Annotated in this window: 23 protein-coding genes and 1 pseudogene; 18 read left to right on the top strand and 6 right to left on the bottom strand. The window is 42.6% G+C overall.

The genetic code is table 11. From position 1 onward, the window contains the following. Window positions 1–127: 127 nt before the first annotated feature. On the bottom strand, window positions 128–922 hold the full coding sequence (locus KOL94_RS16080) for a class I SAM-dependent methyltransferase (RefSeq protein ID WP_221567396.1): 795 nt from the start codon (window positions 920–922) through the stop codon (window positions 128–130). Window positions 923–1,452: 530 nt separating this feature from the next. Here KOL94_RS16080 and KOL94_RS16075 point away from each other — a divergent pair. Together KOL94_RS16075 and KOL94_RS16070 are read left to right on the top strand one after the other, a co-directional pair. Then, window positions 1,453–1,734 (top strand): hypothetical protein, encoded by a 282-nt coding sequence (locus KOL94_RS16075; protein WP_221567395.1) that lies wholly within the window; start codon window positions 1,453–1,455, stop codon window positions 1,732–1,734. After that, entirely contained in the window at window positions 1,680–2,288 is a 609-nt protein-coding gene (locus KOL94_RS16070) for a hypothetical protein (RefSeq protein ID WP_221567394.1), read from the top strand. The genes KOL94_RS16075 and KOL94_RS16070 overlap by 55 nt, the downstream gene beginning before the upstream one ends. A gap of 121 nt (window positions 2,289–2,409) precedes the next feature. Here the strand turns inward: KOL94_RS16070 and KOL94_RS16065 are convergent, their stop codons facing one another. The 4 genes from KOL94_RS16065 to KOL94_RS16050 form a co-directional block, all read right to left on the bottom strand. Further along, on the bottom strand, window positions 2,410–3,339 hold the full coding sequence (locus KOL94_RS16065; RefSeq protein ID WP_221567393.1) for an NAD(P)/FAD-dependent oxidoreductase: 930 nt from the start codon (window positions 3,337–3,339) through the stop codon (window positions 2,410–2,412). Then, on the bottom strand, window positions 3,336–3,884 hold the full coding sequence (locus KOL94_RS16060; RefSeq protein ID WP_221567392.1) for a 5' nucleotidase, NT5C type: 549 nt from the start codon (window positions 3,882–3,884) through the stop codon (window positions 3,336–3,338). Before KOL94_RS16060 ends, KOL94_RS16065 begins: the two co-directional genes overlap by 4 nt. A 422-nt stretch (window positions 3,885–4,306) precedes the next feature. After that, window positions 4,307–5,461 (bottom strand): S1C family serine protease, encoded by a 1,155-nt coding sequence (locus tag KOL94_RS16055; RefSeq protein WP_221567391.1) that lies wholly within the window; start codon window positions 5,459–5,461, stop codon window positions 4,307–4,309. A 422-nt stretch (window positions 5,462–5,883) separates the two neighbouring features. Continuing rightward, window positions 5,884–7,026 (bottom strand): zinc ribbon domain-containing protein, encoded by a 1,143-nt coding sequence (locus KOL94_RS16050; protein WP_221567390.1) that lies wholly within the window; start codon window positions 7,024–7,026, stop codon window positions 5,884–5,886. A 575-nt stretch (window positions 7,027–7,601) separates the two neighbouring features. On the opposite strand from KOL94_RS16050, the gene KOL94_RS16045 reads away from it, so the two are divergent. The 7 genes from KOL94_RS16045 to KOL94_RS16015 all read left to right on the top strand — a co-directional run bounded on the left by KOL94_RS16045 (window position 7,602) and on the right by KOL94_RS16015 (window position 14,091). Then, window positions 7,602–8,621, top strand: coding sequence for an FUSC family protein (locus KOL94_RS16045; RefSeq protein ID WP_221567389.1), 1,020 nt, complete (start codon window positions 7,602–7,604; stop codon window positions 8,619–8,621). A gap of 114 nt (window positions 8,622–8,735) precedes the next feature. After that, complete coding sequence (locus KOL94_RS16040) at window positions 8,736–9,278, top strand: DUF420 domain-containing protein (RefSeq protein ID WP_221567388.1); 543 nt, start codon at window positions 8,736–8,738, stop codon at window positions 9,276–9,278. A 175-nt stretch (window positions 9,279–9,453) separates the two neighbouring features. Then, window positions 9,454–10,518 (top strand): GGDEF domain-containing protein, encoded by a 1,065-nt coding sequence (locus KOL94_RS16035; RefSeq protein ID WP_221567387.1) that lies wholly within the window; start codon window positions 9,454–9,456, stop codon window positions 10,516–10,518. 586 nt (window positions 10,519–11,104) lie between these two features. Further along, window positions 11,105–11,695 (top strand): histidine phosphatase family protein, encoded by a 591-nt coding sequence (locus tag KOL94_RS16030; RefSeq protein WP_221567386.1) that lies wholly within the window; start codon window positions 11,105–11,107, stop codon window positions 11,693–11,695. Next, entirely contained in the window at window positions 11,692–12,198 is a 507-nt protein-coding gene (locus tag KOL94_RS16025) for a DUF6886 family protein (protein ID WP_221567385.1), read from the top strand. Before KOL94_RS16030 ends, KOL94_RS16025 begins: the two co-directional genes overlap by 4 nt. A gap of 62 nt (window positions 12,199–12,260) precedes the next feature. Then, window positions 12,261–12,872 carry a YczE/YyaS/YitT family protein gene (locus KOL94_RS16020; protein WP_221567384.1) on the top strand — a complete coding sequence of 204 codons (612 nt, stop codon included), beginning with the start codon at window positions 12,261–12,263 and terminating at the stop codon, window positions 12,870–12,872. A 520-nt stretch (window positions 12,873–13,392) separates the two neighbouring features. Next, window positions 13,393–14,091 (top strand): MOSC domain-containing protein, encoded by a 699-nt coding sequence (locus KOL94_RS16015; RefSeq protein WP_221567383.1) that lies wholly within the window; start codon window positions 13,393–13,395, stop codon window positions 14,089–14,091. Between the two features lie 460 nt (window positions 14,092–14,551). Here KOL94_RS16015 and KOL94_RS16010 read toward each other — a convergent pair whose 3' ends face one another. Further along, window positions 14,552–16,027 carry an amidase family protein gene (locus KOL94_RS16010; RefSeq protein ID WP_221567382.1) on the bottom strand — a complete coding sequence of 492 codons (1,476 nt, stop codon included), beginning with the start codon at window positions 16,025–16,027 and terminating at the stop codon, window positions 14,552–14,554. A gap of 226 nt (window positions 16,028–16,253) precedes the next feature. Here KOL94_RS16010 and KOL94_RS16005 point away from each other — a divergent pair, with 226 nt between their 5' ends. The 9 genes and pseudogenes from KOL94_RS16005 to KOL94_RS15965 all read left to right on the top strand — a co-directional run bounded on the left by KOL94_RS16005 (window position 16,254) and on the right by KOL94_RS15965 (window position 25,722). Next, window positions 16,254–18,605 (top strand): FdhF/YdeP family oxidoreductase, encoded by a 2,352-nt coding sequence (locus tag KOL94_RS16005; protein WP_221567381.1) that lies wholly within the window; start codon window positions 16,254–16,256, stop codon window positions 18,603–18,605. Between the two features lie 193 nt (window positions 18,606–18,798). Then, entirely contained in the window at window positions 18,799–19,194 is a 396-nt protein-coding gene (locus tag KOL94_RS16000) for an SLAP domain-containing protein (protein ID WP_221567380.1), read from the top strand. 84 nt (window positions 19,195–19,278) lie between these two features. Then, the gene (locus tag KOL94_RS15995; protein ID WP_221567379.1) at window positions 19,279–20,244 is read left to right on the top strand and encodes a TAXI family TRAP transporter solute-binding subunit; all 966 of its coding nucleotides are present in this window, start codon (window positions 19,279–19,281) and stop codon (window positions 20,242–20,244) included. A 133-nt stretch (window positions 20,245–20,377) separates the two neighbouring features. Then, complete coding sequence (locus tag KOL94_RS15990; RefSeq protein WP_221567378.1) at window positions 20,378–20,893, top strand: DUF1850 domain-containing protein; 516 nt, start codon at window positions 20,378–20,380, stop codon at window positions 20,891–20,893. Between the two features lie 49 nt (window positions 20,894–20,942). Beyond that, on the top strand, window positions 20,943–22,877 hold the full coding sequence (locus tag KOL94_RS15985) for a TRAP transporter permease (protein WP_260412471.1): 1,935 nt from the start codon (window positions 20,943–20,945) through the stop codon (window positions 22,875–22,877). Window positions 22,878–23,226: 349 nt separating this feature from the next. Further along, the gene (locus tag KOL94_RS15980) at window positions 23,227–23,658 is read left to right on the top strand and encodes a MarR family winged helix-turn-helix transcriptional regulator (RefSeq protein ID WP_221567376.1); all 432 of its coding nucleotides are present in this window, start codon (window positions 23,227–23,229) and stop codon (window positions 23,656–23,658) included. A gap of 149 nt (window positions 23,659–23,807) precedes the next feature. Then, window positions 23,808–24,437 carry an NAD(P)H:quinone oxidoreductase gene (gene wrbA, locus KOL94_RS15975; RefSeq protein ID WP_221567375.1) on the top strand — a complete coding sequence of 210 codons (630 nt, stop codon included), beginning with the start codon at window positions 23,808–23,810 and terminating at the stop codon, window positions 24,435–24,437. A 126-nt stretch (window positions 24,438–24,563) separates the two neighbouring features. Beyond that, window positions 24,564–25,154, top strand: a pseudogene (locus KOL94_RS15970) (DsbA family oxidoreductase); the annotation flags it as partial. Window positions 25,155–25,266: 112 nt separating this feature from the next. Beyond that, a complete protein-coding gene (locus tag KOL94_RS15965) occupies window positions 25,267–25,722 on the top strand; it encodes a chemotaxis protein CheX (protein WP_221567373.1) in 456 nt (151 codons plus the stop codon). The last annotated feature ends 84 nt before the right edge of the window (window positions 25,723–25,806 follow it).

The raw sequence follows: 25,806 nt of genomic DNA, 5'->3' as shown, positions 1-25,806 counted from the left end.
GTAAATCTATCAAAAACAAGTGTAAAGGTAAAATATTGAATACGATGTACATATATTTCTTTCTATGTTGATCAGAAATGGGGGTGTACAAACGCCATTCAGTAATATTCACAGGTTCAGGCTGGTCTTATTTCAACGCTTTGAAGTAACCAACCTCTTTTGTAATATGGATGTTTCCATGTGCCCAGATCAAGCGATGGATATACTTTTCAAATTCACCAGTGGATGTCTTTTTGAGTTGTTCCGCAGCGGAACTCATCATCGACTGGACATAATCGACTAATGGACGTGCATCGGTCACTTTTAAATCGCAGTCATAGAGATGACAATCGACATCAGTGAACAGCGTCTCAAGTTGTTGTGTACCATTTTGCAAACTGAAGGAATGAAGTTCGGGGGTTTCAGGATTAAGCAAGGGGTCGAACTCTATGATGAGATCGGTTATCTCTGACAAGTGTTTGTCTCCATTGGTGGAAGCATAGAATAGACCATCTTTTTTCAGTACGCGTTTCAACTCAGATAACCCCTCATTCCGCTTGTCATCAGGTACATGATAAAGCATATGGTTTACCATGACCACATCGAAATGTTCATTTTTAAAAGGGAGGGAACATAGATCACTCACTAGATACTCTACATTTATTTTTGTATTATGAAGGTTTCTTTTTGCTGTCTTGATCATGCCTTCTGAGGCATCAACCAATACAAGCCTGACATCTGCTGGAAGCTTTTTCACGTTCATGACCCAAAATTCTGCGGTACCACAACCTACATCCAAAATTATACCTCCTTCTGACAGATCCATTTCATTGAAGTACCACTCGAACCAATTTGTCGAATTTGTACTGAAACGTTGATGAAGCTGGATTCTTGCCTCAAGTGGTGAATTGGATTCGTATTGGGATTCAACTGAATCATGCATGCTAACTTTACCTCCTTTTTGAATATCCTATTTATTTTACGCTTTGTTTTACCGTTGATTTCTGACTAAGTTTGATTAAAGCAAAATTTGCGACACTTTTGCGGGAAAAGCGATCCAGGCGGGACCCCGCTGTTTTTAAAAGGATCTTCGAATATAATAATGAACTTCGACTAAATACCACCACGTCCTATGATGAACGTCGAAGTCAGTACATCCTGTACAAGTACGTCCTATGATGAACGTCGAAGCTCGCGGAAGTAGGTAAGTGCAAGGAAGTGGTGTCTAGTTCAGCGACCAGTCACTTGGATCACTTCAAACTTCCTGCGGCGGCGACAGCCTCCTTGTCAGTTTTCCAGTGACCTACGTGACTAATCGGGTCGCTTCCGCTTTTCGTTTGCCCAAGGAAAGAGAGTAAATTTCGCAAAAACAACAATAAAGTATAACAAAGCCTATTTTATCAAATTCCAGCACTGAAATATCATTTTATTTTGCTATAATTGGAACTGATTACCATGACGGGGGAGCAGTAAATGACTTTATTCGAACAAGCTAGAAAATTAGCAGAAGTTTATAAGGCAAGTCCGAAACTTGAAGTGATCTTTTTAGGAGGGTCGGTTTCGAGAGGCTGGGAAGACCAGTTTTCCGATGTTGAACTTTTTTTGATATGGAATGAACCACCTGATGATCAGGATCGCTTGAATCCCATCAACCAGGTGGAAGGGGAGATCCTGAATTTTCATCCTTATGAAGATCAGGAATGGTCGGAATCTTTTTTGGAAATAAGACAAAATTTGAAATTAGCAGTTTTCTAAGATCGACAGTTGAGACGTATATCCAATCGATGAAGGGTGGGGACATCTCCCTTGATAAACAATGTTTGGTTGGGGCGATTGCGGATGGTGTTCCCTTCAAAGGGACGGCAATATTTGAAAGTTACCTTGAATCTATTTTTCCTTATCCTAAAGCTTTAAAAGAAAAGCTTATTCTTCATTCGTTTGATTTCGATGGAAGGTGGCAAAGTCGTAAAGCTCTAGTTCAACGAAAAGATTCACTCTTCCTTCATTCAATACTCGTGGAGGTTTCAAAAAAACTGCTCGTCACATTGAGTGCATTAAATGAAATGTATATTCATCATCCTGGACTGAAATGGCTGTATGAAACAAGTGAAAGGATGGAAGTGAAACCGGAGTGTTTTTCAAATAGGATTCATCAGATACTTACAAATGCCTCATTAAGGGATAGTCTCACTCAATTGGAGGAGTTGATCAGAGAAACCGCACAACTCATTCAAGTGCATTGTCCAGAGGTAAGTATTGAGGACCAGCTGAGGAGAGCGCAATCTGCTCGACCAGGAGCGCTCGACTAGTGTGAGTTGATAGTCAGACCGTTCTAAGAGGAGGGTAGGGGCTGTCCGGTAAGTGTTTTTGCACTCAAAGACAGCCCTCACAATAATGAAAATATGCGTTGTATACCGTTCTGTCATTCCATCAAAACAGCTTCAGAGAAAGATGCTTTGCGGCGATCATACCTTGTGCAGTTGCATTGGATATACTCGAAAATACAGGGTGTGTACATACATCACCGATTGCGTAGATGTACGGGTCACTTGTCCGTTGACAAGAATCAACCTGTACATACTTCCCTTCATCCAGGCTGATGTATTCTTTTACGTAACGGATGTTCGGCTGGACACCAATCCGGATGAAGACACCTTCAACCGACAATTGAGTAACTGAGTTGGTCAGGCAGTTACGTAAATCGACTCCGACGATCCCGTTTTCCGCATGTTGAATGTTTTTGACGACTGTGTCACATAAAATGGTGATTTTAGAGTGATCCGTCACAGGTTTCCTGAATTCTTCACGTGCCCGGAATTCTTTGGAACGATGGACCAAATAAACGTTTGCACCGCTTTCTGCCAATAACAGGGCACCTTCGAATGCTCGATCGCCACCCCCGACTACAACCACTTTTTTCCCTTCAAAACGATAACGGTCCTTTGTGGCAGAATATATTTCACCACGATCGATCATTTCCTGCTCACCTGGAATGTCGAGTCGTCTTACTGAGGTCCCGGTTGCAAGAATCAAATAGTGATAATTGATTTTCAATTCTTTTTCATTTTGTATAAGTGAAGCGATTCGATTGGTATGGTCAAGGTGATGGATTTTCATGTTTACATGATAACGGGCATACACTTCATCGATATGTTTGGTCAAATACTGTTTAAGAGTCTGTCCATTTTCATATATATATCCAGGGTAGTCCACGATACGGTTATAGATATCCGTCAATTGTCCACCTAATTCTGTCTGTTCTTCAATTAGTAGATAATTTAAGCCAAGGCGTTGACACCAGATTGCCGCAGATATGCCTGCCGGACCACCGCCGATGATGAGTATATCCGTTTTTTTCACGATTGTTCACCCATTTCATATTTTTCAACCCATTGCTCAAATTCAAGCCAATTTTGGACCCGTTCAACATCTACATTTCGATTGTATCTATAATCCATTGCGACTGCTTTTCGGCCAGACTCTTCGAAAGCGATCAAATTGTGCGGTGCATCGTCAAAAAGGATATCTCCTCGGACCATATCCTTACGGTGTGTGAAAATCAGGTTTCGAGCCCCTATGAATGGAAGATGCTTTTCAACCCATTTTTCCTTTTCGGTGTATGCATAGGTGCGGCTGCTTGTAACAATGAGGATGTCATGGCGTTCAGAAAGCCTCCTCAAAACTTCTATTGCATTCGGCAATGGCTCCAGCCGGATAAACAGACCCGACTCATCTAAAAAATCATAGATTTTAGTGCCGCACTCCGTTTTGACATATTTTTCACTTTGCCAGCAGTCAAGATCTTCTGCACTAAGGTTATCGTCATATTCTTCGTTATATCGGCGATGCCATTCGCTCATCAAATCGCAGATCACTGAATCCATGTCGATCAAGAGGGTAATCATTTTTCTGCTCCTTTTATCTCCCGCATTATGTTTTAAAGTATAGCAAGACTTATAGAAAAGATAAATCACTCATGAAAGGGGAGCGGTCTAAGAAGGCTGTTTCTAAAAGTTTGTTGCTAATGGAATGTTCTAAAGAAAGATGCTGAAACCTTTTGGCAGTGGAAATATGCGAGACTCCAGCGGGAAAAGCAAGCTAAGCGAGACCCCGCACTTTTTAATATGATCTTCGACTAAGACCCATCACGTCCTGTGGTGAACGTCGAAGCCAGCACATCCTGTGCAAGTGAGGAGGCTTGCAGATTGCCCGCGGAAAGCGAGTATATTTCCAAAACCAACAATCTATGCGAAAACAGCCAAGAAGAAAAAACAGAAAAATGATGCATCCTCCTCTGAAGAAATGATGCACCATTCATCAAGATTCCCTATTCAATTTCTTCAGCTTTTCCACTCAAAATTTTTGGCTGGTTATTTTCAAGGCCAACCTCGTAATTGCATTTATATAAAACGGTTCTTGTACTTTTGTCTTTCATACGCTCGAGGGATTCTATAATAATCGTTACCTTATATTTATTCCCATCCTCAACTGGCTCACTGCTAATTTTGTTTTTGGTGATGTCTATGGTATGGATATATCCTCCCCGGAACTTTTTATAAGGAGTGCCCGTCTGCCATTTGCTGCCGAGCAGGGAATACGCTGTAACATAATCTCTAATTGCTAGACTGTCGAAGAAATAGTTGACCAGGTATTTACTCTGGTCTGCATCTATTATCATTTCAGAAGAAGGGAGTTCGGTGTTATCATCTGATCCAAATGTATATTCAACAGGATCTTCGGACCAGGCTGAAATTTTCTTATGCACATCTGATAGAGGAATGCTGAACCCGATTGACCCTTCTTCTGTACCAGCTGAGTTAAGTGCTAGGACCAATCCTGTTTGTTTATCAATCAGAGGACCGCCGCTGTTCCCTTTGGCGATAGGTGCAGAAATTTGATAGACATTCGAATACGTATAGCCATCAATCTTGAATTCCCGGTTCAGACCGCTGATGATACCAGTGGTCACGGTGTTCTGTAACCCAAGGGGGCTTCCCAAAGCTACTACTTCATCACCAATCTCGGCTTCAAAGTCTGTTGCGATTTCAAGGAACTGTTCCCCTGCAAGCTCTGGAACCCGGACGACAGCGATATCAGTTGATTCGCCGATACCAATCAATTGCCCTTCGTATTGCTGAGCATTTGCTGTACGGACCATGATTCTCTTTCCACCTTTGACCACATGGGCGTTTGTGACAACATCCCCGTATTCGTTATAAAGGAACCCTGATCCCACGCTTTCACTATCATCATGAGTGACTTCAAGTTGGACAACGCTTTTTTGACTCTCGTGGATGATTGTCTTCAAGTCTTTCTCTTTAGGGCTCTCTACCTTTTCATGTTCGCTGTTTTCGTGTCCAAGCGATGAGGTAGCCAGGACTTTAACACTACTATAATGATCATGTAAGAAGTAACCTCCAGTAACACCGCCGATCAAAATCAGGGAGGTAATGAAAATGGAGAGAATGGCAGGACGCTTCACTCTTATCCTCCCTTTCAATTATTTTAGTTTTATTGAATTTGATTTGATGCGAATTCGGCGACACTCCTGCGGGAACAGTGAGCCAGGCGAGGCTCCGAACGGACAAAAGTTAAGGATCCTCGACTATAATAATGAACTTCGACTAAATACCACCACGTCCTATGGTGAACGTCGAAGTCAGTACATCCTGTACAAGTACGTCCTATAGTGAACGTCGAAGCTCGCGGAAGTAGGTAAATGCAAGGAAGTGGTGTTCTAGCTCAGCGACCAGTCACTTGGATCCCTTCAAACTTCTTGCGGCGGCGACAGCCTCCTCGTCAGTTTTCCAGTAACCTACGTGCCTAATCGGTTCGCTTCGGCTTTTCGTTTGCCCGCGGAAAAGGAGTGCAATTCGCGAATCAACATAAAGAATAACAGAGAGCTTATTTTAAATACCAATTCGCTTGATTGAATTTAACGTCAAGCTTTTTATCGATCATAAAATGGGTATATTCAAATGTTCCTTTTTCGCCAGGATATAGAATATCAGGATAGATATAGACTTCATTTTCATCAAATACTTTTTTCTTCTTATCAACTAAGGAATAAGAAACACGAATAGAGTTGATTGGAACGGTAGCTTTGCTTTTGACAGTCCCTTTGACGACAAGGTCTCCCAATTCATTCAACGACGTTTTGAGAGAGATGACCTCTAGAGCATCATTAATATTACGTTCTTTTTCTTCTGCGGCTGCAATGAGAGCTTGTTCAAGTCGATGTTCCTCCGCCTTTTCGAAAGCGGCTTGTTCATTCTGGATGGTCGATTTCAAGTTGATGAGCTTCTCGTTCTTCGGTTCGTGGTATAATCCTTTTTTTACAGAGGCAAGTGCAGCAGAGAACTGATGGTCTGTCAGTAGTTCATTCGCTTGGGCATAGGCGATGTTTGCAATCCGGTTGCGGAGGTCTTCGGCAATTTCTTCTGCTTCTTCAATATCGAACTTTTCTGCTTTTATGAGGAGCGGCTCCAGCTCTTCAAGCTTCGTTTTTCCGTTCATTTCGTATCTGATCTCAGCAACATTTACATGCATTCTTGTATTCTTTATATCTAGTTGGATCGTATCGGCCACTTTCCCCGAGTATCCTGAGACGATTTCGGTAGCCTTCTCGATCTGTTCAAAGGACTTGTTGAATTCTTGTTCCTCTTGATGTTTCCTTGCAATATGTAAGCGTTCCTTTGCTTCGATTGCGGAATTGACAAGCTTTTTATTTTCTATTGCCGCTGGAAATTCTGAGCGTAATGTAAATGCTTCTTCGAAATGTTTGCGAGCTTCCTTATACTCACTTTCGAGTGCTGCTGTTTCCCCTTTTTTAAAAGATTCCATCGCGGCATTTGTCTTATTATGTTCACTATAAAAATAGCCTGATAGGCAGATGGCTGTAATGACGAAGGCTATGAGCGGTGTCAGCCAGTGCCAACGTTTAATGTCTTTTCTTGTAGGCTCTACTGTTTCCAGGCGTTTTGCTCCGCATGTTTCACAATATTGGTCATACGTGTGCAATTCATTTCCACAATTCGAACAAAACATTTTCTTCCCTCACTTTTAGCAGACTCCTGTATTTATTTTGTCATATATTAGGATTCTTTGGAACTATTAAAAAGAAAATATTTCAAGGTTTTTAAAAATGACTGCTCTGTTAGGGTTTTATTGTTGATTTCTGCGAGATTCACTCCCTTTCCGCGGGCAAACGAAAAGCGGAAGCGACCCGATTAGTCACGTAGGTCACTGGAAAACGGACGAGGAGGCTGACAATCGCCGCAGGAAGTTTGAAGTGATCCAAGTGGCTGGTCGCTGAGCTAGAACACCACTTCCTTGCATTTACCTACTTCCGCGAGCTTCGACGTTCACCATAGGACGTGGTGGTATTTAGTCGAAGTTCATTATTATAGTCGAAGATCCTTTTAAAAACAGTGGGGTCTCGCCTGGCTCGCTTTTCCCGCAGGAGTGTCGCAAATTTCGCTTATAATCAACAAGTCCTTTAACAGGCTTAAAATGCCACAAATGGTTACATTAATTTCCGTGATGCAATTTAATGACAGGTGGAGCTGTGTCGTTAGTATTGGTACAATAGATAACAAATTGTGTATCGGGATGGATGAAAAGTGAAAAAATTCGCTATAAATAAATGGATTGGAGGCCGGGTGCTTAAAACAGGTCTTGCAGCATTCGTCACAGCACTGATCTGTAACATTTTCAATCTTCCAGCTCTATTTGCAGTCATCACAGCAATCGTTACAGTTGAACCGACAGCATCCGATTCAATAAAAAAAGGAATGATCCGTTTTCCAGCGGCAATGATTGGTGCCGGTTTTGCCATGCTTTTTGAATCAATGCTTGGGCAATCTTCACTCGCTTACGCCTTAGCCGCAACGCTTACACTGGCGGTCTGTCACAAATTACGGCTCGATGCAGGGATGTTGGTTGCTACGTTGACGGCTGTTGCAATGATTGCAGAAACGGAAGACCAATTTGTGAACTCTTTTTTTGTGAGACTCAGCACAACGCTGATCGGGCTCGTTGTTTCGACCATCATCAATTATATTATTCTTCCCCCGCAATATAACGAAATGGTTATCAAGAAAGTGGACGAACTATATGAGGGTTCGGGTCAATTATTGACAAAGTTTATTGAAGGAAATAACCCAAAAGGCCTGCTGCTCGAATATCAACGCTTAAGCAAGGATTTAGAACGTACATTTTCGCTTGCCCAATATCAACGGGAGGAGTGGAAATACAGAAGACACAATTTGAAGGATATCCAGAAATTCGGGGTGGTTGTCAAAAAATTGGAATATTTCCAAAAGATTCTTTATCATTTCGGGAATTTGTTATATCTTAATATAGAGAAGGCAAAATTGCCACCAGACCAATCTCAGACCATTATGAATTCCGCCGCATCAATTGCCGCTATCTTAAAGGATCCCGAACACGATGTAAGACAACAACATGACAAGTTGATAGAAGATCTTGAGTCTTTATTCATTTCTGAGAGGGATCGCCGTAATGATACGGAAACTTCAAGGACAAAACGACATATCTCACAACGCCTGACAATCATATATGAGCTACTCGCATTAGAAGATGTATTAGAAGATTTGGAAAGAATCAGTAAGAAAAGATGAATTTATCATTGGGTGAGATTTGAACCTTTTGTGGATTCATGGACAAAAAGTTGCCTCGCAGCTCACACATCTTTTATTCTTGAAAGAGAACTTTTACTGAATAGGAGAGAAACCATGAATCAGAATCCATCTTCTACAAATAAAAAAAGCTACACGGGACTCGTCGTGTTCCTATCGATTTTAATAAATGCATTGGTCGTTGTCCTTTTCTTTTTACCGGAGTATGAGGGGGAAACGGGCTTTGACATCACAGTATTGCCATTATTGAATGCAGTTTTCAATAGTTTTACTTTTGTGTTTTTACTAGCAGCGCTTTGGTTTATCCTGCGTAAAAACATCAAACTGCACCGCCGCTTCATATTTGCCGCATTCACATCAACAACATTGTTTTTAATCTCGTACGTTTCGTATCATTATCTAGCTGAATCAACTTCATATGGCGGAGAAGGACCATTAAAATACATCTATTATTTCATTTTGATCACCCACATCATTTTAGCAGCAGTCATCGTTCCATTAGCACTATTGTCCCTAGTCCGTGGTTTGACCATGCAAGTTGAAAAACACCGTAAAATTGCAAGGTGGACAATGCCTTTATGGCTTTATGTCAGCCTGACAGGAGTATTGGTCTATATCCTGATATCTCCTTATTACTAGGTTTTGTTGAATTTTAAGGTGGATATTATTTAATAGAAATTCACGACACTCCTGCTGGAAAAGTGAGCCAGGTAAGACCCCACAGCGAGGGACGAGCGAGGAGGCTTACGGATCGCTGGGATTTTCGGAAGAATAACAGAGCCTTTTACTCAAAGCGGGGTGGCCCATGAGCCGGATGGAACTTGATACTCGAAAATTGAATCGGAAAATTCTCAATGTCTACTGGTTGATTATTTTTTTAGCGATCATTATCAAGCTCATCAATTATAATTTCTCCGATGCACCATTAGGAGAATACCTGATCTATTTTGTAGCTATTCCAGGTGTAATCGGGGCTTTGATCGTCATGGGTTCAGAGATTGCAGTCCGGTTGGACAATCCTGTAAAAGATTTTATCGTCATCACGGCTGGGCTTTTGATTGCGCTTAATTTCATCTACAGCCGGCCCGATTTAATCATAGTGAAAGCGGCTTTGTTTTTGCCTATTCTTACTTCTGGCGCTTATTTCAAAAAGAGGATCATCATATACACGACTGTGTTGACCATTGTCAGCTATTCCACACTTTCCGTCATTGATCCTATGTTAAGGAGTAGTATCGGTGTCATTGAACATTTCACATTACTGGCGATGTTATCGATTGCTGCCCTGGCCGTTATCGGAATCACTGAAAGAGGGCTAGAACTGACCGAGCATTATCGTCAGTCAATAGAGGACCAACAGGATCTGCTCGTAAAAAATACACTGATGGAAAAGCTGTCGAAAACCGATTCCTTAACGGGTATGTATAACCAAATCTCATTCCATCAATACTTAAACGAACTGCTTGCACACCATTCGCAATATCATTTTTCAATCCAAATGGCGATCTTTGACCTCGACAATTTCAAACAGGTCAATGACACGTATGGCCATCGTGCTGGTGATGAGGTGTTGAAACAAATCGCGGAATTGATCCAGGAGGAGATCACCAGTGATGATTTTGCTGCACGCTATGGTGGAGAGGAATTCATTGTGCTCTTTGTCGGAAAACCGATGGAAAGAACGATCGAGTTGATTGAAGGGATCCGAAGTAAAATCCAATGTATTTCATTCCGTGTATTGGAAGGATCACGGGTGACTGTTAGCATAGGGGTTAACGAATACGATGCAGGCATGGGTAAAGAAGCATTCTTTGAAAAAGCGGACAAACTCCTGTACTCTGCAAAGCGAAATGGTAAAAATCAAGTAAAGACAGGCTAGAAAGAACCTCGGTATTCGCAGGTTTTTTCTTTTTGGTTTTGTAAGAGGGAAAAACGGAAGCCTACCCGAATCATTGTCCGAAGAGGGGCTTCCTCCCATTGCACTCCTGATAAAAGAAATCCTGTGGCTCCATAAGGAAACTTTGGATAAAATGGCTTTGTTAATCTTCGTTGTTGATTTCAAACGAAATTCACGACACTCCTGCGGGAACAGCGAGCCAGGTGAGACCCCGCTGTTATCAAAAGGATCTTCGATTATAATAATGAACTTCGACTAAATACCACCACGTCCTATGGTGAACGTCGAAGCTCGCGGAAGTAGGTAAATGCAAGAAGGGGTGTCTAGCTCAGCGACCAGTCACTTGGATCACTTCAAACTTCCTCCGGCGTTGACAGCCTCTTCGTTAGTTTTCCAGTGACCTACGTGACTAATCGGGTCGCTTCCGCTTTTCGTTTGCCCGCGGAAAGGGAGTGAATTTCGAAGAAATCAACATCATTCTTTAACAAAGCCTTTAAAATAAATAAAAGGGATTGGCTATTCAACAGAGAATATAACGATTCTGCTAATTTTTCAGGGAGGGTTCAATATGACAACAATCGCATTCATCAGACATGGGGTTACAAATTGGAATCTAGAAGCGAGAGCTCAAGGGCAATCAGATATTCCTCTTAATGAAGAAGGAATAATGCAAGCGAAAGCATTAGGCCGTCGATTTGAAGGAGGAGAATGGGATACGATCTACTCGAGTGACCTGAGCCGAGCAAAAACGACAGCAGAAGCAGTCGGGGAGGTTCTGAACCTTCCAGTACAAACGGATGAAAGACTTCGGGAACTGCATTGGGGAGAAATGGAAGGCACGAATGAGGAGGAGCGGATTGAACGGTGGGGCGAGAACTGGAAGGATCTTGACCTTAAATTTGAAAAAGAAGAAAGCATTGTCGCAAGAATTCGGTCCTTCATGGATGAGGTGCTGCTTAAACATCCTAACGAGCGGATCATCGTGGTCAGCCATGGCGCTCTACTCAATCATTTGTTGAAACACTTGAAAAATGATTTTGAAAGATGCCGTTTTGGTAATACATCCGTATCAATTTTCCAGTTTGTTGATGAAAAGTGGGATATTAAGCTTCTCAATTGTTCTGAACATCTTTCGACGATTGAGGAAAGAGAAGCTTGAGCGAATATTACCACTTTAGCGAAGAGGGGCAAATCAAGGAGTTCCAACCGCGAAAATCACCATCTTTTCCGGAGGAGCCGCCTTATGTTTGGGCGATAGACAGAGCGCACAGCCCTCTCTATCTGTTCCCGAGAAACTGTCCACGGATCGCATTTTGGAAAAACGTTCGCACCAAAACTGAAGATACCCAGACGTTCAACGTGGATACAAGGATGGTCATTGTAATTGAAAATCGCTGGGTGGAGCGGTTGAAGAGTGGGGTTCTCTATCAATATACGTTTGGTGGGGATTCGTTTAAGTGTTTTGATCGTAACGCAGGTTATTACACCTCCCGTTCAACGGTGGTTCCTACCTCTGTCCAAAGGCTGGAAAGGTTGCCTCAGCTGCTTGAAAAAGAAGGGATCGAAATACGGTGTCTACCGACTTTGAAATCCTTAAGATATGAAATTCCGAGCTCCACGTTAAGCTTTTCGATGATCAGGATGAGGAATGCAATAGAGTGATTCCTTCTTCAAGCCAAACGTGGTATGATGGATTAATGAATTTTCAAGTTGGGGGAGACATCATGAAATCATTCATCATACGTTTGATAAGTTTTGTGCTTGGCCTAAGTTTGATATCACTTGGGGTTAGTTTAACGATAAAAGCAGAATTAGGAACAGGTGCCTGGGATGCCCTCAATGTCGGTCTCTCGAAAACGATTGGTTTGACCGTCGGAAGCTGGGTGTTCATTGTGGGCATTGTGTTGATCATATTGAATGCAATCCTTTTACGAACACGTCCTGACGTTCTTGCTGTCATTACGATCTTTTTAGCAGGAGTATTCATTGACAGCTGGCTGCTCTTGGTTTTTGATCAATTCAATACGAGTGGATTAGTTCAACAAATCATCATATTCGTAGTCGGGATGGTGATAATAGCTTTTGGAATTTCTGTTTATTTGCAAGCGAAATTCCCGCTCATCCCGATTGATAAACTTATGTTGGCAATCCAGGAACGACTGGGTGTCAGTATGGGTGTTGCAAAAACGATCGGAGAATTGTCTGCCCTCGTTGTTGCTTTTCTTTTCAGCGGTCCTATAGGATTAGGGACGTTGATCGTCACATTCACGATTGGTCCACTTGTCCAATTGTTCGCGCCACCAGTTCAAAAATTCCAGCAACGGTTACAATCATGATTATACGCGGATCGCTTCTTTCTATGGAGCGATCTTTTTGTATTTTAGGACTTGTTAACACCCTCTGTAGATTTTAAGAAATTTGCGACACTCCTGCGGGAAAAGCGAGCTAAGCAAGATCCCACTGTTTTTAAAAGGATCTTCGACTATAATAATGAACTTCGACTAAATACCACCACGTCCTATGGTGAACGTCGAAGTCAGTACATCCTGTACAAAAAGTACGTTCTATGGTGAACGTCGAAGCTCGCGGAAGTAGGTAAATGCAAGGAAGTGGTGTCTAGCTCAGCGACCAGTCACTTGGATCACTTCAACCTTCCTGCGACGGCGACAGCCTCCCCGTCCGTTTTCCATTGACCTACGTGACTAATCAGGTCGCTTCCGCTTTTCGTTTGCCCGCTGAAAGGGAGTGAATTTCACAAAAATCAAATATATAAACTAACAGAACCTAATGTTAAAGGAATTCGTAAAGATGTTCCGTATAGTTAACATTAAAGAAAAAAATCGGAGGTCATTCAATATGCATGCAGGTACAGTGAAAGAATTGATCCGTTATCCCGTAAAATCCATGCAAGGGGAATTTTTATCAGCAATCCGAGTCCATGATTATGGGGTGGAGGGGGACCGGATATTCGCATGGGAAAAGAATAATAAGCCAGGAAGCCATCTGACCATCTCAGATTCACCTTTTCTATTAGAGTACGATGTGAAACTAGAAGAAGAGGGCACACTCGTATTTATAAAAGAAGGCGAGCGTTTTGAGGAGGGTAACCTGAAAGTACATAAAGATCTCGAGGATAAAGCAGGGATGAGTATCTCTTTGGTACATACAGACCCGGAAGGCCCAGGACCGTCATATTGGGATTCGCCGTTATTACTTACGTACAAGGAATCGTTGAAAGAACTGAAAAAGTTATGTAACCGGGAGGAAATGGATATGCTGCGTTTCCGACCGAACCTGGTTATGGATCTTGGGGAGGCAAAGCCTTTTGCAGAAGAGTCATGGATCGGCAAAGACATCAAGATAAATGATGTAATCCTGCATGTTGAAAAAGGCTGTGAACGTTGTGCCTATGTCAATGTAGACGCCAAAACCCAGGAAGTCGATACAAACGTCCTAAAGACCGTCGTCAAGGAAAACAAACAGATCTTCGGTGTTTATGCATCGGTAAAAAAGACCGGCACAATCAATGTTGATGATAGGATTGAAGTGCTATGAAGTGAGCAGAAGATTCCATCGATTTTTGACTAAGTATGGGGTAAACAGGGTTCTCTTCCGTTATGCCAACTAGTTGAATACCAGAAGCAGATAAGGGGCTGTCCCAAAAGTGTCTGAGTCTCTCCGAACTTAACAACATTTTGAGAAAAATCGTGGTTTTGATTCAAAATGTTGTGTTGGAGGTGTCTGACACTTTTCTTTTAGGACAGCCCTTCCTTTTTAAACGGAAAAATCCACCTCTAGATTAAGAAAAAGGACTACTTTTCAGGCTTTCACACCTAATTTCCGAACACCTGTGCACCATAACTACAAAAAAAGCGTGGCTATCCACAAAAACAAGGCATAAATTACAAAAACATGAAATTACCTACAAATAACCGAAATTATCTACAAAAGTGGAGGATCTATCTACAAAAACCTAATATGCAAAAAATAGGAGACTTCAAAAAAAGAAGTCTCCTCATGTCAGCTCAGGTGCTTTACGATGTTTCGTCGCTTGTTCATACGCATATGCCAGACCAATCAAGGAAGGTTCACTGAATGCAAGACCTGAGAATACTACGCCTACAGGCTTCCCCTCTTCTGTAAAGCCTCCAGGTACAGCGATGGATGGGTAACCTGCCTTAGCGGTGACCCCTGCGCCGTTTGAATTAGGGAAAAGAAGGGCATCCAGTTGATGTTCTGCCATTACCACATCAATTCCCCTTGTCCGGGAAAGTTGTAGATCACGTAATCGACTCTCAATATAATCCGGTTCTGTCAATGTACCTGATGTCTTATCTGATTCAATCAGGATATCTTGGCCATATTTCAATGCACGATTTTGATGCTCCTCATTAAACCGGATCACATCTGATAAAGAGTGAACCGGAGAGATGGATGGCAGTTTACTTAAATACGCATTCAGATCAGATTTGAATTCATACTTCAGGACGTTGTAATCCCACGTATGATCGGACTCCATCGGAGAAATCGATTCAAGTTCAATGATGGTAGCGCCTGCCTCCCGAATATGCTCGATCGCGTTGTCCATCACCTTCCGTTGCGGATCAGGGAGAATATCGATATAGAGGGAATGGGCTACCCCGATTCTTGCGCCATGAAGCGCATTTGCATTCAAGAAAGACGTGTAGTCGTGATAGCTCCGCTCAATGCTTGTTTGGGTGATCGTATCTTTCTGATCCTGCCCTGTTAATGCCCCTAACAAGATTGCTGCATCAGTTACAGAACGTGCAATCGGTCCTGCTGTATCTTGACTGTGTGACAACGGGATGATTCCTGCACGGCTGATAAGCCCCACTGTCGGCTTAATCCCGACCACATTATTCTGACTGGCAGGGCTAAGGATTGAGCCGGACGTTTCGGTACCGATGGCAAGCGTTGAGAAATGCGCTGAAACGGCAACCGCCGAGCCAGAGCTTGAACCACCGACATCAAAATGACTCCCATACGGATTCAGCACCTGCCCGCCTCTGGAGCTGTACCCATTTTTCATCGACAGGCTCATGAAGTTCGCCCACTCCGTCATATTCGCTTTCCCTAAAATGACTGCACCTGCTTCACGGAGTTTCCGTGCGACTGTTGCATCTTCTTCCGCATAGTGATCCGCGAGTGCAAGTGATCCGGCGCTCGTATGCATCAAGTCTGCTGTTCCGATATTATCTTTTAAAAGGACCGGGACCCCGTGCAGAAGACCTCTCATCCCTTTCAATTTCCGTTCTGCATCAAGAGTTTCCGCAATTTGCAATGCTTCTGGATTCACTTCTAGTACAGCATCTAAATTCGCCCCGGCATGGTTGTTTTTTGTGATATATTCCAGACAACGACTGACAAGCTGCAGTGAAGACAGCTCACCATTGTTCATCGCTTTTTGGATTTCAAGGATCGTGGCACGTTCCAGCCAATCCTCGTTGCGCAGTTTATAACTTTCCCTCATTCCTCTAGACTCCTTTTATGTAATCTAATAACTAATTTCAACAGTATTGAACCGAACTCCTTTTATAAGAAGGGACATATAATGACAATTTTCTCCGAGAATCTGATACGATAAACACAAGCGATAAATTAATAACAATGGGACAATGTTGAATTGTATCCGCTTTCATACTACTATTAAACTATAAAATTGGTCATCTTTGGCTGATTGGGGGAAGGTGAAATTAATGGGGAAGACGAAACACAGTGGTCCGATGAAACTGACAAAGAGTCCCGATCCATCCTTATGGGCGAGCAAGGTTCCATTCGGATTAGGTAAAATAAAGCCGCATCACATACGAGATACGGTAAAAGTTGCATGGGAAAACAAAGACAATCTTCCTTATGCAACACGAATTTTGACTCAGGGCGTATGCGATGGTTGTGCCCTTGGAGTTGCAGGTTTACAGGACCAAACGTTGCAAGGACCACATTTATGTACAACAAGGTTAAATGTTTTACGTTTGAATACGATGTCTGAGATGAAGCCTGAAGTCATTCATGCAGACATTGATGAGCTAAGGAAAAAGAGCAGTACAGAATTACGGAAACTAGGAAGGATCCCCTATCCATTGATCCGAAAACCGGGTGATAAGAAGTTCAGCCGCCTTTCCTGGGATGACGCTCTTGACCTCATCGCAGGGAAAATGAAGAAACTTGAACCGAAACAGTACGGATTTTATTTGACATCACGTGGCATAACCAATGAATCGTATTACACGGCAGCGAAGGTTGCGCGTTTCTTAGGTACGAATAACATCGATAATGCCTCACGAATCTGTCACTCACCTTCAAAAACTGCATTGACAAGGTCACTTGGGATTGGTGCTTCTAGTTGTAATTATAAAGATTGGATCGGAACCGATGTCCTTGTGTTCTGGGGCTCAGTTGCAGCCAATAACCAACCGGTTTCAACAAAATATATGTACGCAGCGAAACGCAAAGGGACGAAAATCATTATCATCAACCCTTACTACGAACCATCGATGGAGAAATATTGGATTCCTTCGATCGCTGAGTCCGCTTTATTTGGTACCAAAATTGCAGATGACGTCTACCAGGTCAACATTGGCGGGGACATTGCATTCATGCATGGAATCATGAAACACTGGTTCGAGATGGAAGAGAAAGCACCCGGCTCTGCAATCAATCATGATTTTATACGGGAGCATGTCACTGGACTCGCTGAACTGAAAGAAAAAGTCCAGTCCTATGATTGGGAGACACTTGAAAAATCGTCTGGACTATCGAAAGAGCGAATCGAAGAGCTTGCAATAGTTTTGGCAAAATCAAATTCCGCTGTATTCGTCTGGTCGATGGGCTTGACGCAGCATCGCTTCGGCACGGATAATGTCTCGCAAGTTGCCAACCTGGCACTGTTACAAGGATTTTTAGGAAGAGAACATTGCGGTGTCATGCCCATTCGCGGGCATTCAGGAGTCCAAGGGTCTGGAGAGATGGGTGCTGATCCTTTCGTTCTTCCAGGCGGTGGATTCACTGATCAAAACGTTGATCGTGTTGAAAAGGTATGGGGATATACCATACCAAGATGGCAAGGTGATATTGTCGGTGTGTCCCTTGAAAATGCTTTGCTTCCAGAAGAGCATGAACATAAATTGAAGCTTTACTATATGTCGGGTGGGAATTTCCTCGAGACGATGCCGAACCCTGATTTTGTCAAACAATGCCTGGAAAGTGTTGATATACGTGTGCATCAGGATATCATTTTCAATACCTCCACCTTCGTTGATGCGAAAGAAGCTGTGGTCGTCCTCCCAGCAATGACGCGATATGAACAGCCTGGAGGAGGAACATCGACTTCCACGGAACGAATGGTTTACTTTTCGCCGGAAATCAAAGGTCCTCGAATAGAAGAAGCGCGCTCAGAGTGGCAGATCTACGTGGATTTGGCAAAGCGAGTAAAGCCAGAACAAGCACACCTTATTGATTTCAAAAATGCGCAGGAAATCCGTGATGAAATTGCTAAAGCGGCTCCGAATTATGATGGAATCCAGCATTTGAAAGAGAAAGGTGATGTATTCCAATGGGGAGGGGCCTGGCTTTGTGAAGATGGTGTATGCCCGACACCTGATGGGAAGGGCAATCTGATCGCGATGGATCTTCCAGAGCTCCGCAAAGCAGAAGGTCATTTTTATGTGACCACGCGACGAGGCAAGCAATTCAATTCCATGATCTATTCCGATCAGGACCCGTTCAATCAGGCGGAACGTTATGATGTTTTGATGAATGAAGAAGACGGGAAAAAATACGGCATCGAGCAAGGGGATGCAATCGTTGTTTATAACAAGCATGGATTATTCCATGGGAAAGCGCGATTTGTTGATGTGAAACCCGGAAACATCCAGGTGCACTGGCCGGAAGGAAATGTACTCATTCCAAAAGGGGTTTATGAGCAATTCGCAGGAATCCCTGAGTATAATACAGCTGTCATTGTCGAAAAATCAGAAACCTTCCATGCCCAAAAAGATACAAAATATCTTGAAAAACGAATTGAAGAACTGGAAATGGAAGTCGGATAAGATCAAGACGAGAAAGGGGTGCTTTTTGATTTCCCCTTTCTTTTTCAATGGGCTATATTGATGTTGATTCTATATGAAAAAATTTTTGGAAATTTACGACACTCCCGCGGAAAGGGAGGGAATTTCGCAAAAATTCATTATCATTAACAGAAACTTTCAATTAAAATTCAAGAATAGAAAGGACACACGGGATATGGCTGATAAATTGATTTTCGAACCTTCTTGGGAAAAGGCGATTGCAGTCCAAGACCGAAATAAAATCGAACAGTTACATAAGAAATCACCCATACAGGAAGGGAAACTGACATGGACACCAATCCGAGCTGCAATGAATCATCAAGGATCATTGTTAGCAATGGTTCTCATCCAAAATGGTACAACAGAAACGTTTGAAGCGGACGGAATCCTCATCGACTATTATGAAAAAGAAAGAGGAGTTGTCGCTTCATCCCGTTTTGAGTTACCACAGGTTGTCGTACCTTCCAATGCGTCAATGCCCTGGACATTTGTTTTTCCAAAAGTAACCATACAGCAACGCCCTCTGCTAATTGATTGGAATTTAAAACTATATAAAAATTCAAATGATTGAAAAATATTAAAATTTTCCTACTCTTGTACTATTTACTATGGTAAAATAAGTATGATTATACATTCGAAAAGGGGGATGTTATATATGAAGTTTAGAAAACTCTCACTTGTTATTGCTAGCTTACTAGCTATTGCAATGGTAATGACAGGATGCGGTTCACTTGGCGGCGGAGCAGACGCTGATCCAGAAGAAATCAGCATGCTGACAGGTGGTACGGGTGGTACATATTATCCACTTGGCGGGGAAATCGCAACCATCATGTCTGACAACACAGAGAAAACAGTATCAGCACAGGCGTCTGGTGCTTCAGTAGAAAATATGCAAACGCTTCAAGATGGGGAAGCAGATCTAGCATTCACTCAAACGGACATTGCTAGTTATGCAGTCGATGGGAAGTTGATGTTCGAAGATGCTGCAACTGATAATGTACAAGCTATCGGTACATTGTACCCTGAAACGATTCAAATCGTGGTTTTGAAAGATAGTGACATCGAGTCTGTGGAAGATCTTAAAGGGAAAAGGGTCTCGATAGGAGATGTCGGAAGTGGAACAGCAGAAAATGCAAAACAAATCCTTGAAATCCATGGACTGACTCTTGATGACATCGAAGTCGAAAACCTGGCTTTTGATGAATCAACAGAACTCATGCAGGATGGCGATATTGATGCTGCATTCATCACATCTGGAGCTCCGACAGGAGCAGTTGAAGGACTTTCAGCTCAAAAACCGGTTCGTATTGTACCAGTTGCTGCTGACAAAGCAAAAGAACTTAGCGATAAGTATCCGTTCTATGCTGAGGACACGATCCCTGCAGGGACATACGGCCTTGAAGAAGATGTCGAAACAGTAGCTGTATTGGCGATGCTTGTAGCTCGTGCGGATTTGAGTGAGGATGCAGTTTATAACTTGACCAAAGCATTCTTTGACAACGTTGATAGTGTCAAGCATGCAAAAGGCGAATTGATCAGCCCAGAAAAAGCCCTAAATGGTGTTGGAATCGATCTTCACCCAGGTGCAGAGAAATACTTTAAAGAAGAAGGCTTGAAATAATAACCTAATGAGTGAATGAGGCTGGCTCAAAACTGAAGTGACACCTTTCCATCTCTTGTTTAGTTGGAAAACGTCACATACTGATTGAGTCAGCCTTCCTTATATCATTGGCTCTGTCCGGATGTGTTAGATGATGGAAAAATATATGAAGATTTTGCGTCGCTTGATTATCGTGATCGGGCTTATTTTAATAGTGGTTATACCTTATGGAAAAGTATTAGCCATATCTTTTGAAAATAGCGGGAAGGTCATTGCGTATGTGAAGGTGGACGAGAATGCTCGTTTTCACATTCAATACACACACTCAGTCCATCATACACCCGTAAAGGAAACTTATAAAATCAATGAAAACAAAGAAATCGTTCAAACCGAACTAGCTTATAAAAACTTTGCCATCGGCATGCCTTCTAATGCTACGGGTGAGGAAAAGTTCGTTGAAAAGGACGGGACCTATTACATTACCAATATGAATAGGATTTTCCCTTATATCGACGTTCGAATCGGACAAATCATTGCAAATCATACATTAATCTTAAACAATGATGAGTTCCCTTTGGATCAGGTTGTTGAACCAGGCAGCTGGATTCGTTTGAAGGTTCAACCTATGAATCTATGGCAACGGCTGAAAGGAGATGAGATTTTTGGATGAAAAAGGCTTGAAAAAAGACCAGCAGGTTACAGATAAAGAATTAGAGCAAATGATGGCGAAATACGATCCTGAAGCCGGTTTTCGTAGATTGACAGGGATTCTGGGCTGGATTGTCACGATACTTCTATTAAGTTTTTCTTTATACCAATTATATACGTCTACCCTTGATCGCTTTTCACCACAGGTACACCGTTCCATCCACTTAGGGTTTGCTCTGTCGTTAGCTTTTTTACTGTTTCCCGCTTCTAAAAAGAAAAAGGCGAAGGATGCGAAACGAAAATTCCAGATCACATGGCTCGATGGATTGCTGGCCACATTGAGTGTAGTTGTAGGGCTCTATTGGCCATTCAATATCAATGAACTCGTCCAGCGGGTCGGACGACTTGAAACAATGGACCTCCTAGTAGGAGTCCTTGCGATTGTACTCGTACTAGAAGCGACACGTAGGGTAGTCGGGCTTCCGATTACGATTATTGCGGTGGTCTTTTTGTCTTACGCTTATTTAGGACCGATCATGCCAGGTTTCCTGCAGCATCGCGGAATTGGAATTGAACGAATCATTCGTACAATGTTCTTTACGACAGAAGGGATTCTTGGAACACCATTGAAAGTTTCGTCCACGTTCATCTTCCTGTTCTTATTATTCGGCGCGTTTTTAGTAAAAACCGGAGTCGGACAATATTTCAATGATCTAGCAGTTGCTTTGACGGGGAGACGTACCGGCGGACCAGCTAAGGTTGCGATTTTTTCAAGCGCACTTCAAGGGACGATTTCCGGAAGCTCTGTCGCAAATGTCGTAACTTCAGGTTCCTTTACGATTCCGATGATGAAGAAACTTGGTTATCGGAAAGAATTTGCAGGAGCAGTAGAAGCAGCTGCGTCTACAGGAGGTCAGTTAATGCCACCGATCATGGGGGCAGCAGCCTTTTTAATGGTCGAATTTATCGGTGGAGGGATCACATACTGGGAAATCGCAAAGGCAGCCGCGATTCCAGCTTTGCTCTATTTTACGGGAATTTGGATCATGACCCATTTCCAGGCGAAGAAAATCGGATTGAAGGGTCTCAGTAAAGAGGAAATGCCGGACCGGAAGGAAGTGCTGAAAAAGATCTATCTTTTAGCACCGATTTTCGTTGTTGTCATTTTGCTGATGTCAGGAATGAGTGTCACACGTGCTGCACTATGGTCGATCGTCTCCTGTATCGTGGTCGGAGCGATCAATAAAGATACACGGATGGGGCCGAAGGATTTTGCTGAAGCATTAATCAATGGTGCCCGTACTGCGATTGGCGTCGCAACAGCAACAGCTTGTGCTGGGATCATCGTCGGTGTCGTAACCCTGACAGGTCTGGGACTTAAGATGGCAGGCGGTCTGATCGACTTATCGAATGGCATCTTGTTTTTTACTCTATTCTTTACGATGGTGGCCTCGATCATCCTAGGTATGGGATCACCGACGACCGCAAACTATGTCATTACGGCGACAATTGCTGCACCAGCATTGTTAGCCCTGGATATTCCTGATTTATCTGCACACATGTTCGTCTTTTACTTTGGAATCATAGCGGACATTACACCACCGGTAGCTCTTGCTGCCTTCGCTGCTGCGGGGGTCTCTGGCGGCGAGCCGCTCAGGACCGGGGTGAATTCGGCAAAACTGGCCATAGCAGCCTTTATCATTCCGTATATATTCGTCTACTCCCCTGAGTTGATGATGATCGATACGACGTGGGATCAGACCCTATGGATCGTCTTTACATCCGTTCTAGGGATGATTGCAATCGGAGCGGCAATGATCGGATATTGGATGCGCAAAACTCATTGGATAGAACGGATTGTGGCGCTAGCTGCAGGTATCATGTTGATTTATCCAGAAGGTTCTACTGATTTATATGGACTAGCTATCTTTATCGGACTATTCGCTTTGCAGTTTTTCATCAAACGCAATGAATCTGATCAGAAACCTCAATCAGCAGGTGCATAAGTTTAAAATGGGGAGGGGCTTATTGAAGCTCTTCCTCTTTATTTAACAGACATGTATATATTATTGGTATCTGTGAAACTGACTTCTACGTTTATCATAGGACGTGGTGATGTTTAGTCGAAGTTCATTATTATAGTCGAGATCCTTAATTCACTGCGGGGTCTTGCCTGGATCGCAGTTCTCGCTGGAGTGTTGCAAATTATAACTTGAAAATTTTTCCAAACCAATTAACTTTATTCTTTACCTGAACAAAAGTAAAAAACTTTATCATAAATTTTGACAGGACAAAAAGAAGAACGTTATAATTATCTCGAATTCGAGATAATTTCTCAAAGGAGATCCAGCACATATGAAAGACTCATCATTGGAATTATTCGTTGTACTTTCCCGCGCATATCAATCGATTATGGAGGTGGCTCGAAAAGATATACAAAGGTATGGTCTGAATTTGACTGAATTCGGTGTACTTGAACTTCTTTACCATAAAGGACCACATCCTTTACAAAAAATCGGCGGAAAAATTTTATTGGCAAGTGGAAGTATAACGTATGTCGTCGATAAATTAGAAGAAAAAGGATACTTAGAAAGAAAAGCGTGTGAAAAGGATCGACGAATCACGTATGCCTATTTGACGGAAAAAGGAAAGACGTTGATGGAAGACATTTTCCCTTCACATGAAGAAGTGTTGAAGCAAGCTTTAAACGGTATTACGGAGGCCGAAAAAACAGAGGCAATTCGGTTGTTGAAAGAGCTTGGGAAGTACGCTGCGGGAAGGAATTGATTTTTAGCTTGGCTTTGCCAAGTTTTCTTTACGACATAAATCTCGAATTCAAGATATATGAAACTAGTACATTTTTATAGAAATACGATTAAATTCATTCAGGTATGGGAATTTATAAACAGACGAAATTTTAGAGGAGTGATGTTTAAATGACAACGAAAATTTTGATTCCTTATTACAGTGCTTACGGACATATCTACCAAATGGCTCAAGCGGTAGCAGAAGGAGCAAGTCGAGTAGAGGATACAGAAGTAAAGCTTGTCCGAGTGAAGGAGTTTGGAGAAGTGAAGGATGCGATGTCTTCCCAGGAGTATTACGTAAAGGCACAAGAAATGCAGTCCGACATACCAGAAGCAACTCATGACGACTTGCGGTGGGCTGACGGAATCATTTGGGGAATCCCTACACGTTATGGTTCGATGCCTGCACAAATGAAACAATATCTTGATTCAGCTGGTGGATTGTGGATGAACGGTGAACTTGAGGGTAAAGCGACGGCTGTGTTCACTAGCACAGGGTCCGTCCATGGTGGTCAAGAAGCGACAGCTCTTACATCTTTCGTACCATTCATGCATTTCGGGTTAATCTATGTTGGGTTACCATATGGTGAAAACCCAGAACAGTTGACTGCAGAGGCAAATGGGGGATCCCCTTATTCTGCATCGACGATTGCGGGACCACAAGGTGGAGAACAGCCGAAGGAAGTTGACCTTGTCATGGCAGGACGTCTTGGGGAACGAGTGGCTAAAATTTCAAAAGCGCTAAAACCATTACGATAAATTTGCAAAGGGTTGGCCGAGTGTAGGTCAATCCTTTTTCTGAGGCAATGTTATCATCATGCGAGGAGGCTCATTATGACACTGAAAATAGAAATTTATTCTGACTATGTATGACCGTTCTGTTATTTAGCGGAGTTTCCGCTAGCAGAAGCGTTGGAAGGGAAGGATGTTGAAGTCGAGTGGATGCCGTTTGAGCTGCGGCCAGAACCTACACCAACGCTTGATCCCGATTCGGATTATATTCGAAATGCCTGGCATCAATCGGTCAAACCCCTTTCTCAGGAATTAGGCGTGGAGATGAACTTTCCTCCAGTACAACCAAGAACTCACTTACCATTTGAAGGATTCCAATATGCGAAGGAACAGGGGAAAGCGAATGAATACAATCATAGAATGTTAAGGGCATTTTTCGTGGAAGGAAAGGATATTGGTCAAATCGATGTACTGGTAGATCTTGGTGAAGAAGTTGGCTTGGATGGTACGGAATATCGTAAAGCGCTTGAATCGAGAAAATATAAGGAACAGCATCAAGAAGCATTGAGGGCAGCCGTTCAAAAAGATATCAGAGCTGTTCCCACATTTTTCATCGGTGACCGGAAGATTCAGGGCTTATATCCTGCAGATCGCCTTTCAGAAATCATTGATGAAGAATTGAATAAACAGAAAAGCACATCCGAGGAATTTGAAGGAACATCCTGTGACGTTGATGGCTGTTAAAAACTACTGACTCGTTCAGTAGTTTTTTATTGCAGAGATTCAACCAATTTCCTTTATCTTAAAAGATAAAAGCCGATATAAAGGGAAATCATTCGCATTGGGGGTTCGGTCGATGACGATGGCGGCGACACAACATATCACGAATTTACTGAATGGGGCAATCGGCGTCATAAAGACGGTCATACCTATGGAGTTCGAAATGGGAAAGCCTCAAAGCGAAATCAAATTCGAACATAAGGACCCACAACAAGCAGGTGTAATCATTGGTCTTGAAAAAGAAATCAATGGTTCACTCCTTTTCCTTGCGTCAAAAACTTTTTTCGGCGAATGCGGGAATAAAATGTATGGGATGCCATTTGAAGGTGAGATGCTTGATTCTTTTATCGGGGAGTTGGGTAATATCCTCGCTGGCAATATTGCAACACAGTTAGCGAGTGCAGACATTACGGTCGACATCACAACCCCTCGAATGGTAAACGAAGTTTCAATTACGGATGCTGTGAAACTCTTATTGTTACCATTGAAATTTGATACAGAAGAACTGACCATCGTTTTTGCAATCTATTAATGGCTGCAGAAAGGGGTGAATTTCACAAAATAGAGCAAAGAAAAAGAAGCTGTCCATTTCGGAGCAGCCTCTTAACTATAAACG

Origin of the sequence: Alkalihalobacillus sp. TS-13, from assembly GCF_019720915.1 — a bacterium.
Lineage (GTDB): Bacteria > Bacillota > Bacilli > Bacillales > Fictibacillaceae > Pseudalkalibacillus.
Note: the sequence above shows the minus strand (reverse complement) of the source record. Positions and strands in the feature narration are given on the sequence as shown.